This is a genomic window from Yersinia rohdei ATCC 43380, assembly GCF_000173775.1.
In the GTDB taxonomy this organism is placed as follows: domain Bacteria; phylum Pseudomonadota; class Gammaproteobacteria; order Enterobacterales; family Enterobacteriaceae; genus Yersinia; species Yersinia rohdei.
Genome location: NZ_ACCD01000018.1, coordinates 30,177 through 43,118, shown reverse-complemented (window position 1 = coordinate 43,118; position 12,942 = coordinate 30,177). Strand labels below are relative to the sequence as shown.

Below are 12,942 nucleotides of genomic sequence, written 5' to 3'. Positions count from 1 at the left end.
GCAAAATCATCCAAAGCCATTGGCGTTGCAGCGATTCCCCTGCAACGTCAAGGACGAGGGTGATTAGATGCGCAAGGCTTGCCCGCTACTGATCTGCGCCAACATCCGCTGACTTATTTGGTTCAGCTCCAAAACTTCATTCACCCCACCCATCCCGATAGCTTCGCGTGGCATACCGAATACCACACAGCTGGCCTCGTTTTGGGCAATGGTGTAAGCGCCCGCACGGTGCATTTCCAGCAAACCGGCAGCACCGTCATTGCCCATGCCGGTTAGAATGACACCCACGGCATTGCGCCCGGCATATTGCGCCACGGAGCGAAACAGTACATCGACCGAAGGGCGATGGCGATTTACCGCAGGCCCGTCATGAATACGCACCTGATAGTTTGCCCCGCTGCGCGCCAGTTCCATGTGCCGATCACCGGGTGCAATGTAGGCGTGTCCGGGCAATACCCGCTCACCGTCTTCTGCTTCTTTCACGGTAATTTGGCACAATTTATTGAGGCGCTCGGCAAATGAACGCGTAAATCCCGGTGGCATATGCTGAGTAATCAACAGTGCCGGACTGGTCGGAGGCAAAGGTTGCAATACACTACGGATGGCTTCTGTGCCGCCCGTTGACGCACCGATCGCGATTAACTTTTCACTACTGAGCAACGGCGTATGACTGAGAATGGCCGGGGCTTTTTCTGAGCCACGCTGAGGTAAACGCGCTTTAGCCGCAGTCCGGATTTTCTCTGCAATTAGCTCGCTGTAAGCCAGCATTCCCTCTCTGATACCCAGCTGAGGTTTGGTGACAAAATCGATAGCCCCAAACTCCAACGCGCGCATGGTTATCTCGGAGTTCTTACCGGTTAATGATGAAACCATCACTACCGGCATGGGCCGCAGCCGCATTAATTTTTCAAGAAAATCCAAGCCATCCATTCGGGGCATTTCAACATCGAGTGTCAAAACTTGTGGATTGAATTTTTTGATTAAATCACGGGCAACCAACGGATCAGGTGCCGCAGCAACCATTTCCATATCCGGGTGACTGTTAATAATTTCCGTCATTAACTGGCGCATCAATGCGGAATCATCTACGCACAATACTCTGATTTTACTCATCACCTCTCCTTGGTCAGTCCATAAACGGTCTGCCCGCGCAAATAGAATTCCCGACTAATTTGACTGAAATTCTCCGAGTGGCCTGCAAACATTAAGCCGCCGGGTTTTAGCAAAGGGACAAAGCGACGCAAGATGCGCTCCTGCGTTTCTTTATCAAAATAAATCATTACATTACGACAAAAAATAGCGTCAAACTGCCCCGGCAACGCCCACTCAGGTGCTAACAAATTGAGTTGCTGAAACTGAATCATGTTGGCAAGTTCCGGCCGCACTCGCACCATACCCTGCTGAGGGCCAGTGCCACGCAAGAAATAACGTTGCATTTGTTGTGCTGACAACGAACGCAATTCGTCTTGCCGATAGACGCCACTGGTCGCTTTCTCCAGCACTTGTGTATCAATATCACTGGCCAGCACCTGATAAGATCCCGAGCGATTTCCCAACCCATCACTCTTGCCCAAGACATCAGACAAGGTCATGGCGATAGAATAAGGCTCTTCACCCGTCGATGCCGCCGTACTCCAGACCGAATAATTCCCCGGTCGCTGGCGAGCATGTTCACTGAGAATGGGGAAATGGTGTGCCTCACGGAAAAATGCCGTCAAGTTAGTGGTCAATGCATTAACAAATGCCTGCCACTCTGCACTGTTTTGGTCAGTCTCCAGCAAGGCAAGATATTGACCAAAATCGTTAATTCCCAACAATCTTAGCCGCCTAACCAAGCGGTTATAGACCATTTCTCGTTTGTGATCGGCCAGGACTATCCCGGCCCGTTGATAAATAAGTTGGCAAATGCGGCGGAAGTGAACATCCGACAGCGGAAGCCGTTGAATCATCTGGTTTAAAATCGAGCCAGACTCTTGGGATGGTGGCTGAATAGCTTGTTTAAGCGATGATGGTTTCATCCGGCCTCACCCCATAGCACAGTCTTAGTTACACCCTTTGACAATCTGGGAATTCCTTTACAGCCGGTTGCTGACCTCTGCCCTCTGCTGCCTGCCAATCCCCGTTGTCGCTACCTTGCTCCAAACGAAAAACAGACACTGCATTGGAGAGCATACTTGCCTGCTCTTCCAATGCATTAGCCGCAGCCGCAGCCTCTTCCACTAATGCGGCGTTTTGCTGAGTGACCTGATCCATTTGTGTTACCGCCAGTGAAACCTGCTCAATACCTCGGCTTTGTTCATCCGAGGCGGAAGCGATTTCACCCATAATGTCGGTAACCCGAGTCACTGAGCGAACAATCTCTTCCATCGTCGTACCCGCACTTTCAACCAGTGTGGAACCCTGGCGAACACGGCTGACTGATTCATCAATCAACCCTTTAATTTCTTTGGCTGCTTGTGCACTGCGCTGGGCTAAATTACGCACTTCGCCAGCCACCACGGCAAAACCACGCCCCTGCTCACCGGCACGGGCCGCTTCTACCGCAGCATTCAATGCCAAGATATTAGTTTGGAATGCAATGCCATCAATAACACTGGTAATAGCGCCGATTTTCTGCGAACTGGTGGCGATATCATGCATGGTGGTGACAACACTGCTGGTTAACTCACCCCCTTTCGCCGCAGTCCCAGAAGCCTCTTTTGCCAGCAATGTCGCCTGGCGGGCATTATCCGCATTCTGTTTCACGGTTGCCGTCAGTTGCTCCATACTGGCCGCAGTTTGTTCCAATGATGCGGCTTGCTGCTCAGTTCTTGCGGATAAATCATTATTACCGGCAGAAATCTCCTGAATACCTGTCAACATGGATTCAGTACCATCTCGAACATGGCTCACTGTGGTTATCAGCGACTGTTGCATGGTATGTAAACTGCCAAACATTTCGCTGATTTCATTGCGGCCAGAGACAGAGATTTGACCGGATAAATCACCTTCGGCAATGCGGTCAAAATGGGATCGCATAATCTTCAGCGGCTTAACAAACATTGTCCGCAGCCAGATAAGTGAAGAAATCGCCATCACGATGACCATCAAAATAGCGCCACCGAATATCCACATGGAGAGATGGTAAGCCTGCTGATTATGTGTGCCGGCCTCGGCAATCACGTCATTGGCATACTGCAAATATTGAACAAAATCAGCTTCAAACAAATCCTGAGTTTTCTGCGTCGGTTGGTCCATAAAGGCTTGTAAATTGCCCGCCTCCAGGAAACCGATAAGCTCACGTAATGAGGTACGTAAGTTCTGATAACTTTTTTGGGTAGCATCCGACAGCTCAGAACCCGTAGTGCTGTCCTCAAGAGGTGGCACCGCCAGGAACTGATTAAAATAGAGATCCGCTTTCTGTAATGAACTGCGGGCGTTCCCCATTAATGCATTAACTTGCTCTTGAGGTACTTTGAGAGCCGCGCGAGTCCCTGCTCGGTTTAAGGTATTACGCGCCTGAAGTAAGGATACCCAACTGAGGCTTAATGCATCCCGTTGCTGACTACTAAGATCGACACGGTTTAAATTCTGATAGTCTGAACGGAAAGCTGTAAATGACAGACCACTGGAAATTAACTGTATTGTGCAAATCAATATAAGTAACAGGAAAAAGCTGGTAGAAATCCGGATTCGGCCAAACATCGTAACCTCTTCTCAGCCGGCTCATTGGCCGGCTTTATTTATTTTATTTACCCTAAATCATTGGCGTTGCAGCTAACCCCCTGCAAGGTCAAATATGAAGGGTTGTAGGGTCTAGAAAGTTTCCCAATTTTCTTGCAGGTCACTTCCCAGTGTTTTTTTAGCCGTGACACCCAGATCTTGTGCCGGCTGTTTGGTTTTTTTGATATTTCTTGAAGTACTGCTGTTATCCATACGCAGGACAAATACAGACATGGATTGGGTTAACATACTGGCTTGCTCTTCCAGTGCCGCCGCCGCAGAAGCGGACTCTTCCACCAAAGACGCATTCTGCTGTGTGACGCGGTCCATTTCAGTCACGGCCTGGCCCACTTGGTCGATACCACGGCTTTGTTCATCAGAGGCAGAAGCAATTTCTCCCATGATGTCAGTGACTCGGGTCACCGCATTAACGATATCTCCCATCGTTTCACCGGCGCTTTCAACCAGCACTGACCCCATGTCGACACGGTTGACGGAGTCTTCAATCAGCCCTTTAATTTCTTTTGCGGCTTGTGCGCTGCGTTGTGCCAAATTACGCACTTCTCCGGCAACAACCGCAAAACCACGACCTTGCTCACCTGCTCGCGCGGCTTCAACGGCAGCATTCAAGGCCAGAATGTTTGTTTGGAATGCAATACCATCAATAACGCTGGTAATATCGGCGATTTTCTGCGAACTACCGGCAATGTCGTGCATGGTTTGCACCACATTTGCCACCACTTTTCCGCCTTTTTGTGCAGTTTCTGAAGCACTCAAAGCCAATTGGCTGGCCTGACGGGCGTTTTCAGCATTCTGTTTCACTGTGGCAGTCAGTTGCTCCATGCTGGCGGCGGTTTCTTCCAGTGAAGCGGCTTGTTGTTCAGTACGTGCGGACAAATCATTGTTACCGGCAGCAATTTCTGACGCGCCGCTATAGATGGCATCCGCCCCTAAGCGCACATCACTCACCGTGGTAATTAATTCAGATTGCATGTTTTTTAGGCTGGCCGCCAAAACGCCCATTTCGTTGCGGCTATTCACTTCGATTGTCTGGGTTAAGTCACCATTAGCAATATGTTTAATATGCTCAATCAAGTGTTTCAGCGGGTTAATCAAGATGTGTTGCATGCCCAACCAAACAAAGATAATTACCGCTAAGACCACAATCAACACGGTAACAATCACGCCCAAGGCAAAATTGAAGGACTGGTTACTGTTCTCAACTGCAGAGGAGTACAGGCGGTCATTTTGTGTCAGGTAAGTGTTGTAATCCTGCTCAAAGGCATTTTGGAAGCTAGAGGTTGGTTGATCGAAGAATTCATTGATTTTGCCTGCCTCCATCAACTGGATAAGTTCGGCTAATGCACCAAAATATTGGTCATAAGTCTGTTTTAACTTTTTAGCAGATTCGGGGTCTTGTTGGCCATCTAATGCGATTTGTTCATAGGCCTTAAAACGCTCTGCGGCCACTCCCAATGTGCCTTTGGCTGAAGCCAACAGATCATTTACTGTCGGGCCACTGCCGGTGTGACTCACATCCATCATGTAACGAATGCCAGCACGGTTCAGCGTATTACGTGTTTGTAGCAAATTCACCCAGCTTTCATTTAAAACCGACTGCTGCTGACGGATAACTTGTAAAACAGCAAAGTTTTCTTTGTCACTTTTCAGCGAGTTAAAGAAAAGCCCACCGGAAACCAGTTGTAAGGCACCAAATAGCACTAACACCAACAGCAGGCTGGTGACCACTTTCATACGTTTGAACATGTTATCCCTTCATTAATACGTCAAAACACCGGTACGCCAAAACAGAGGACGCCTAATTAACTGTGTTATCGGCACGGCGGAGGGGAACTTTACCGGATAGAGGGATTATTTTAATGGGCTGTAGCTGAATGTTATTGCCAGGTAATGCAGATTTACTTACTTGTTAAATGAACAGAGTAGCCACATGAGCTACTCTGGCTGTTATATATTGAGAGTAATAAAGGAAACTGCTAGCGGCGCAATCACCAAAATGCCGTAACTTAGCCCTTAGCCACTGAGTCAATCAGCGACATTTCTTCACTGCTCAGCAGCTTTTCAATATCAACCAAGATCAGCATACGTTCACCCAGTGAACCTAAACCAGTGAGGTATTCGGTTGCCAGAGTCACGGCAAATTCAGGGGCTGGTCGGATTTGCTCTGTGGTTAATGACAGCACATCAGACACACCATCAACTACAATACCGACAACGCGCTGGTCAAAATTCAGCACGATAACCACGGTGTTTTCGTTATAGCTAACACCTTGTTGAGCAAATTTAACACGCAAGTCAATAATAGGAACAATGACACCGCGTAAGTTAGTGACACCTTTAATGAATGCTGGGGTGTTAGCGATACGGGTCACCTGATCATAGCCACGGATCTCTTGTACTTTCAGAATATCAATGCCGTACTCTTCAGCGCCCAGCGTAAAAATCAGGAACTCTTGTCCTACCGTTTCGCCAGCCAGCTTCGTGACGGTTGCTAGTCCTGCCATGTTTTTACCCTTCAATCAATAGGTTAAATTTATGTTTATTTTCAGGGCCGGAATCAATCTCACGGCCCCTACCTGTTTTATTACGGGCTCTATGCAGTAGACCTGCTAGGCGGCGGCTGTATCATCAGCCGTTACACGTTTTTCCCGGTTTAAGGCCTGCAATGCCGACACATCAACAATTAACGCCACACTACCATCACCCAAAATAGTGGCGGCTGAAATACCGGGCACTTTACGATAGTTACTTTCCAAGTTTTTCACTACCACCTGATGTTGGCCAATCAATTGGTCTACCAGCAGGGCATAACGACGACCGGCACTTTGCAAAATCACGACGATGCCTTGAGTCGCTTCAGTTTTAGCATCCTCAACATCAAATACTCTGAACAACTCTACCAGCGGCAAATATTCACCGCGCACTTGCAATACACGTTCACCACCGGCTAATGGATGCAAATCTTCCGCCAATGGTTGCAGCGATTCCATGACTGCATTCAGAGGTAAAATAAAGACTTCATTACTGACTTTGACGGACATGCCGTCGAGTATAGCCAGCGTCAATGGTAATAAGATGCGGATTGAGGTGCCAAGACCGGCCTGGAAACTGACTTGCACATGGCCGCCCATTTCCTGAATATTCCGCTTAACGACATCCATCCCCACACCACGACCTGAAACATCCGTAACTTGCTCGGCAGTTGAGAAGCCGGGGGCAAAAATTAACATCCCGACATCTTCATCGCTCATATGCTCATTAACCGCCATACCTTGCGACTGTGCTTTTGCCAGAATTTTCTGCCGATTCAGGCCAGCGCCGTCATCAAGCACTTCGATACAAATATTACCGCCCTGATGTTCAGCCGACAGGGTTAAATTCCCCACCGGCTGTTTACCGGCGGCAATACGAGTTTCGGCATCTTCAATACCGTGATCCAGACTGTTACGCACCAGATGGGTTAACGGGTCAATAATGCGCTCTATCAGGCTTTTATCCAGTTCAGTCGAGCTGCCAAGCAAGGTCAGTTCAACCTGCTTATTGAGCTTACTGGCTAAATCGCGGACCAAACGAGGGAAACGGCTAAAGACATACTCCATCGGCATCATGCGGATAGACATGACCGACTCTTGCAAGTCGCGCGCATTACGTTCCAACTGCCCCATACTATTGAGCAAATCGCCATTAATCACCGGGTCCAGGCTGCTAGAGCGCTGCGCCAGCATCGATTGGGTAATTACTAACTCACCCACCAGGTTAATCAGTTGGTCAACTTTTTCGACCGCAACCCGGATACTGGTAGATTCACTCGCTTTCGCTTTAGGTTTGACATGCTCTGGACTGGTAGCCACCGCCACCGCAGTGACTTTAGGTGCCATGTCTACTGCTGCAACAGGGGCCTGTGGCACAGCGACAGCAACAGGAACTTCAGTTTCAGACTCTGCCGCCAGCTCAGCCTGCACAAAACTAATTTGCTCTGGTTCAAGCACAAAACACAGTACCGCACTGATATCATCTTCGCTGACAGAGGTAATCAGCGTTGCTTCCAGGGTATTTTGTGTTTGATGGGGATCTTTCACTTCACCCAAATTGCCCAACTCTTCCAACATCAGCGGAATTTCTTGTTCTTTCAGGCCAGACAGCAAAATGCGCATCCCACCTTGAACCAAGGCGGGAGACTTACTACCGGCTTTGGTTCCCGCAGCCGCCGTGCCCTGCTCGGCTACCGAGGCAGTGCTGGAGTTACCTTGCGGTTCCAATGCTTCGAGCGCCAGTTGGCGCAATGCATGACAAATATACTCAAAGCTTTCCGCATTAGGCTCTTGAGAGGTTTTGTAGGCGTCCAACTGTTCCTGCATAATATCTTTCGTTTCCAAAAACAGATTGATGATATCGGTGCTCAAGCGCATCTCGTCGCGGCGGGCACCATCCAACAGGTTTTCCAACAGATGGGTTGTCTCTTGTAATACCGTAAAGCCAAATGTCGCGGCACCGCCTTTTATCGAATGAGCTGCACGGAAAATGGCGTTAAGTTGTTCATTGTCTGGTGCCAGAGGGTCCAGCAATAACAAGTGCTGTTCCATATCTGCCAGCAATTCATCTGCTTCATCAAAAAATGTCTGATAAAACGCGGTAATATCCATGCTCACGGTGTCACCTCTACTGTGCGTCGCGGCTTGTCGGAGAGACCGGTGCATCACTTACAGGTGCCGCGGGCAACGATGTCGTTGGCCTGTTGGCAGCCGGAGTGATGTTCTCCGTGCTCGATGGTTGTGTTTGTAATACTGTCGCAGCCGCTGAACCCGCAGTAACAGAGGGTTCCGCGGATATCACTGCGTCTTTTGTCATAGCTGTACCTGAGGTAACAGTTGAGGTAACAACTGGCGTAACGCCTGTGACATCAATCTGTTTCAAGCTTTCAGCTTTTTCCATATCAAGCGCTTTGTTATCTAAATTCTCGTGCTCAATATCATGTTGGGTTTGTTTGTTCAGCACTAAGATACTGATGCGGCGGTTAACCGGATCATCTGCTGCCTGCTCTTTTAGCCGCATCGTCGATGCCATGCCAATCACACGTAATACCTTGCCTTCATCCAAACCGCCAATCAGTAATTCGCGCCGTGAAGCATTGGCACGATCAGCCGATAACTCCCAGTTACTGTAACCGCGTTCACCATTGGCATAGGGCAGGTCATCAGTGTGGCCGGACAAACTTATTTTGTTCGGAATGTCATTCAAGATTGGCGCTATTGCGCGCAAAATATCGCGCATATAAGGCTCAACCTGCGCGCTGCCCATCTTGAACATTGGCCGATTTTGACTATCGATAATCTGAATTCTTAGCCCTTCATCCATCATGTTAATCAACAGATGGGGCCGCAGCGCTTTCAACCTTGGGTCTGATTCAATTAATTGATCCAGTTTTTCCCGTAACTTATTAAGCCGATATTCTTCTTTCCGACTCTCTGCCGAATCAATGTGCTTGCGCACTTCGCCATCTTGCTGAGTTGGGTCATCACCGCCCCCCGGAATTGGGCTGCTACTGGAGCTGCTTCTATCACCGCTGGTCAGGGCAACTTTTAACGGGGTGCGGAAATATTCTGCAATTTGCGCCAGCTCTTGTGGGCTGGACACCGAAAGCAACCACATCACCAGAAAAAAGGCCATCATTGCGGTCATAAAGTCAGCGTAAGCAATTTTCCATGATGAGCCATGCTGGGCAGCACCATGTTTGGCTTTGCGTTTTTTGACCAGAATAACGGGGTGGTTCTGATGCTTCATGCGTCCTCTTCTGTCGCTTGCTGTGCCGGTGCTTTCACTCTGCGCACATGCTCTTCCAACTCAATGAATGACGGACGCTCAGTGGTATAAAGTGTTTTACGACCAAACTCTACGGCAATTTGCGGCGCATATCCGTTAAGGCTGGAGAGCAAAGTGACTTTGACGCACTGCATCATTTTGGTGGTTTCGGCACTCTGTTGGCGCAATAAAGTCGCTAAAGGTGAGACAAACCCATATGCCAGCAAAATACCTAAAAACGTCCCCACCATTGCATGAGCAATTAACGCCCCGAGTTCTGCGGCGGGTCGGTCTGCGGCGGCCAAGGTATTCACGACACCCATAACGGCAGCGACAATCCCAAATGCAGGTAAGGAATCCCCGACAACGGCTAAACTACCGGCGGGAACTTCGCATTCTTGCTCATGAGTTTCGATTTCTTCATCCATCAAAGCTTCGATTTCAAAAGCATTCATATTTCCACTGACAATTAACCGCAAATAGTCAGTAATAAACTCAACTAATAGCTTATCGGCCAAAACTCTCGGATAATTAGAAAAAATCTCACTTTCTAATGGACTTTCTATATCGCGCTCCAGTGAGAGCATTCCTTGTTGGCGGGATTTTGCTAATAAACGGTAAAGCAGCGCCATTAAATCCATATACAGAATTTTGTTATATTTTGAGCGGCGCATTAGCTTTGGCATGGCCTTTATTGTCGCTTTTATCGCTTTACCATTATTACCAGCAATAAACGCGCCGATACCGGCCCCGCCGATAATTAAAAATTCTGCCGGTTGATATAATGCGCCAAGGTGACCACCAACAATGGAGTAGCCACCAAGAACCGCACCTAAGACCACGATATAACCCAAAATAACTAACACGCGATATCCTTAGCAAAGTGTGTGGGTGGAAGGTGAGGCGTTAGCACATTTTGAGTCCAATGGTTGCCATTAACGGGCTACAGAAACGGTATCCATACCGCGGCTGTAACCGAAAATTTTGACAACTCAAAAAGCTCAAACTGCGCGTCTAACCTGCTCATCCAGCAGTTGTGAAGTTATATCGGCAGTTTGCGGAGAAAGTTTACGTTTTTTTACTGCGCGGGAAGGTGGCTGGCAAAGACTGCAAACAAAACTGTTTCGTGGCTGGTGTGCATGGGTAATAAAAGTCCCACCACAGCAATTACAACCAGAGAGTTGCAACATACCACTGTCAACAAATCGAACCAAAGTCCAGGCCCGAGTTAATGCCAGTAATGGCGGTATTCCAGACTGTTCTGGACACTGCTCAAGATAAAGACGATAAGCCTTAATAACGGCCTCAACACCGGTGCAATGCCCGCTTTTCAGCAAGAAGCTATAAGCGTTATAAAACATCGATGAGTGAATATTCTGTTCCCAAGTCATAAACCAATCTGTTGAAAACGGTAGCATTCCTTTGGGCGGAGGACTGCCTCTCAGCTCTTTATAGAGCTTGATTAAACGCCCCCGGCTGAGTTGCGTTTCGCTTTCAAGCATCTGTAAACGTGCACCTAAAGTTATCAATTCCATTGCCAAATGTATGTCTTTGGCTTCCTGGACAATACTTTTCTCAGCCATCAGTCATGCTCTTTTCTTAGACGCACTACCGTCTTTTAACGATAACTCGTGGAGTAAGTGACTCGACAATAAAATTCCTGTGTGAATTTGTTGCAAATCATCTATCCGAGATTCTTTTGTCAGATGCTGGATAGTATTGTGATCACTAAAACGGAAATGACAAACCAGTTGGTTAGTCTCAGCTAATTTAACCATTTGCGGTAAAGTTAGCTGTGATAACGCATCAGCCATGGAATCGGTAATCCCCAGGCGAAACATCGCTGAAGCTTTCTCATCGTTAATTAATCGTTGTGCTAATAACAAATATGACAAGTTAATATCATAAATATGTTTGAGTAATTCAGACGTACTCATTTTATACATCCCGACTGACTATGTTTTAAAACATAAGTTGGCTGATATAATTCATCAGCCAAGACCTGGGTTCCTTCCCGTTATGCAGTTAATTAGGCTCATAGAACTCAGCGTAATAAAAGCCTACTGGTGTAACACGACAAAAAATACCATTTAGGTATGAAACATACATGTCATAGGCATGGCAGTTTGGTTTCTCTCTGCTCTGATTTCGCGCCTACCTTATAAAACTTTCCTTACAAAATATTAGGAATATTCCTAAAGAGGGCCAATTCTACTCCCGAATCGCTAGCACATACAATGTGACTAGTGATTCATTTTAAATGTAATGTGATACAGATCACAAAAATAAAATATAAACTAGTCATTAAATACCTAAATTGCCTATTTTTTGAACAACTCGCTGTTCAATAAATAACCACAAGTCAGAAAACAGCTAAAAAAGCAGATATATAGGCCTAATTATTCATGTTTTTAGATCAATTCGAACAAAAGCATCACCAAAGTAAAATAGCAGAGCATAAATCTGTCATAAGTGTAAATTATCAGTATTAAGCACTGGTATAACCCCAAATAGATCGGTAATACTATAAGTCACTTCGCGAAACTATTTTGTTTAAACGAATAATTATGCGTTTGTCTGCAAGGCCATCTGATGAGCATTTATTAACCTTCAGCACCTTAAGCGTTAACAAAAGCGGTAACTCATGTTAAAAAAGTCAGCAGAGGTAACGACATGTTTCACTTTCGCTTTAGCAAACATATTTGCTCAGCGCATATTCAATCGGTAACCCACCCTACAGGTGCAAAAGGTGGCTAATGAGAATTCTAGAACCGTTAATTATTAGTATTAACAATATGAATAATATTATTCATTTTCATGATCCATATATTAAATATCTGTATAAATAATTTATTCCAGACCGACATTCAAATGTGACTCATATCCCATTTTGTAAGGGCTTGATCCCCTAACCTTATTCAATAAACATGCTTACTGGAGCTGAATTATGGGATACAGGAATGTATTGGTCGCAGTTGCCCTTTCACCCGATAGCCAGCAATTAGTTGATAAAGCCGTTTCCATCGTTCGGCCCTACAATGGCAGAATTTCGCTAATTACTCTGACCACAGAACCCGAAATGTACAGCAGCTATGCTGCACCGATGCTGGGTGACTTGCGATCGGTGTTACAAGAAGAAGCACAGCTGTTTATGGAAGAACTTGCCATCAATGCTAATTATCTGATTGAAAACAAAAGTGTTATTCATGGTGAATTTGCTGACAGCATGGCCTATTTTTGTCAGCGACAACATGTTGACTTGGTAATATGTGGCAACCACAGCGCAAGTCTGATGAATAAATTCTCCTGCTCAGCTGCCCGCCTCATTAATACCAGTGCCGTCGATGTACTAATAGTCCCCTTGTGATGGACCGCCCTCTGTTATCTCACCGCGTCTGCCAGACCTAAATGGCGACGCCT

At 47.0% G+C, this 12,942-nt stretch carries 10 protein-coding genes and 1 pseudogene; 1 reads left to right on the top strand and 10 read right to left on the bottom strand.

Annotated features, from left to right (window positions below):
* Window positions 1-63: 63 nt before the first annotated feature.
* The 10 genes and pseudogenes from YROHD0001_RS06130 to flhD form a co-directional block, all read right to left on the bottom strand.
* A complete protein-coding gene (locus YROHD0001_RS06130; protein ID WP_004715398.1) occupies window positions 64-1,113 on the bottom strand; it encodes a protein-glutamate methylesterase/protein-glutamine glutaminase in 1,050 nt (349 codons plus the stop codon).
* Window positions 1,113-2,018 (bottom strand): protein-glutamate O-methyltransferase CheR, encoded by a 906-nt coding sequence (cheR, locus tag YROHD0001_RS0118145; RefSeq protein WP_071817894.1) that lies wholly within the window; start codon window positions 2,016-2,018, stop codon window positions 1,113-1,115. The genes YROHD0001_RS06130 and cheR overlap by 1 nt, the downstream gene beginning before the upstream one ends.
* Before the next feature lie 28 nt (window positions 2,019-2,046).
* Entirely contained in the window at window positions 2,047-3,684 is a 1,638-nt protein-coding gene (locus YROHD0001_RS06135) for a methyl-accepting chemotaxis protein (RefSeq protein ID WP_004715397.1), read from the bottom strand.
* Between the two features lie 233 nt (window positions 3,685-3,917).
* Window positions 3,918-5,469 (bottom strand): annotated as a pseudogene (locus YROHD0001_RS06140) (methyl-accepting chemotaxis protein); the annotation flags it as partial.
* 260 nt (window positions 5,470-5,729) lie between these two features.
* On the bottom strand, window positions 5,730-6,227 hold the full coding sequence (gene cheW, locus YROHD0001_RS06145) for a chemotaxis protein CheW (RefSeq protein ID WP_004715395.1): 498 nt from the start codon (window positions 6,225-6,227) through the stop codon (window positions 5,730-5,732).
* Between the two features lie 105 nt (window positions 6,228-6,332).
* Entirely contained in the window at window positions 6,333-8,366 is a 2,034-nt protein-coding gene (gene cheA / locus YROHD0001_RS06150; RefSeq protein WP_004715394.1) for a chemotaxis protein CheA, read from the bottom strand.
* A gap of 16 nt (window positions 8,367-8,382) precedes the next feature.
* Window positions 8,383-9,504: a flagellar motor protein MotB gene (gene motB, locus YROHD0001_RS06155; RefSeq protein WP_032817232.1), complete on the bottom strand. Its 1,122-nt coding sequence runs from the start codon at window positions 9,502-9,504 to the stop codon at window positions 8,383-8,385.
* On the bottom strand, window positions 9,501-10,388 hold the full coding sequence (gene motA, locus YROHD0001_RS06160) for a flagellar motor stator protein MotA (protein ID WP_004715390.1): 888 nt from the start codon (window positions 10,386-10,388) through the stop codon (window positions 9,501-9,503). The genes motB and motA overlap by 4 nt, the downstream gene beginning before the upstream one ends.
* Before the next feature lie 135 nt (window positions 10,389-10,523).
* Window positions 10,524-11,105 carry a flagellar transcriptional regulator FlhC gene (gene flhC / locus YROHD0001_RS06165; RefSeq protein ID WP_004715388.1) on the bottom strand — a complete coding sequence of 194 codons (582 nt, stop codon included), beginning with the start codon at window positions 11,103-11,105 and terminating at the stop codon, window positions 10,524-10,526.
* Between the two features lie 3 nt (window positions 11,106-11,108).
* Window positions 11,109-11,459 carry a flagellar transcriptional regulator FlhD gene (flhD, locus tag YROHD0001_RS06170; protein ID WP_032817230.1) on the bottom strand — a complete coding sequence of 117 codons (351 nt, stop codon included), beginning with the start codon at window positions 11,457-11,459 and terminating at the stop codon, window positions 11,109-11,111.
* Window positions 11,460-12,469: 1,010 nt separating this feature from the next.
* On the opposite strand from flhD, the gene uspC reads away from it, so the two are divergent.
* Entirely contained in the window at window positions 12,470-12,889 is a 420-nt protein-coding gene (uspC, locus tag YROHD0001_RS06175; RefSeq protein WP_032817228.1) for a universal stress protein UspC, read from the top strand.
* The last annotated feature ends 53 nt before the right edge of the window (window positions 12,890-12,942 follow it).

What these genes read in the sequence shown, in the direction of transcription:
- YROHD0001_RS06130 (WP_004715398.1), bottom strand. Translation starts at nt 1,113, where the DNA reads ATGAGTAAAATCAGAGTATTGTGCGTAGATGATTCCGCATTGATGCGC.
- cheR (WP_071817894.1), bottom strand. Translation starts at nt 2,018, where the DNA reads ATGAAACCATCATCGCTTAAACAAGCTATTCAGCCACCATCCCAAGAG.
- YROHD0001_RS06135 (WP_004715397.1), bottom strand. Translation starts at nt 3,684, where the DNA reads ATGTTTGGCCGAATCCGGATTTCTACCAGCTTTTTCCTGTTACTTATA.
- cheW (WP_004715395.1), bottom strand. Translation starts at nt 6,227, where the DNA reads ATGGCAGGACTAGCAACCGTCACGAAGCTGGCTGGCGAAACGGTAGGA.
- cheA (WP_004715394.1), bottom strand. Translation starts at nt 8,366, where the DNA reads ATGGATATTACCGCGTTTTATCAGACATTTTTTGATGAAGCAGATGAA.
- motB (WP_032817232.1), bottom strand. Translation starts at nt 9,504, where the DNA reads ATGAAGCATCAGAACCACCCCGTTATTCTGGTCAAAAAACGCAAAGCC.
- flhC (WP_004715388.1), bottom strand. Translation starts at nt 11,105, where the DNA reads ATGGCTGAGAAAAGTATTGTCCAGGAAGCCAAAGACATACATTTGGCA.
- flhD (WP_032817230.1), bottom strand. Translation starts at nt 11,459, where the DNA reads ATGAGTACGTCTGAATTACTCAAACATATTTATGATATTAACTTGTCA.
- uspC (WP_032817228.1), top strand. Translation starts at nt 12,470, where the DNA reads ATGGGATACAGGAATGTATTGGTCGCAGTTGCCCTTTCACCCGATAGC.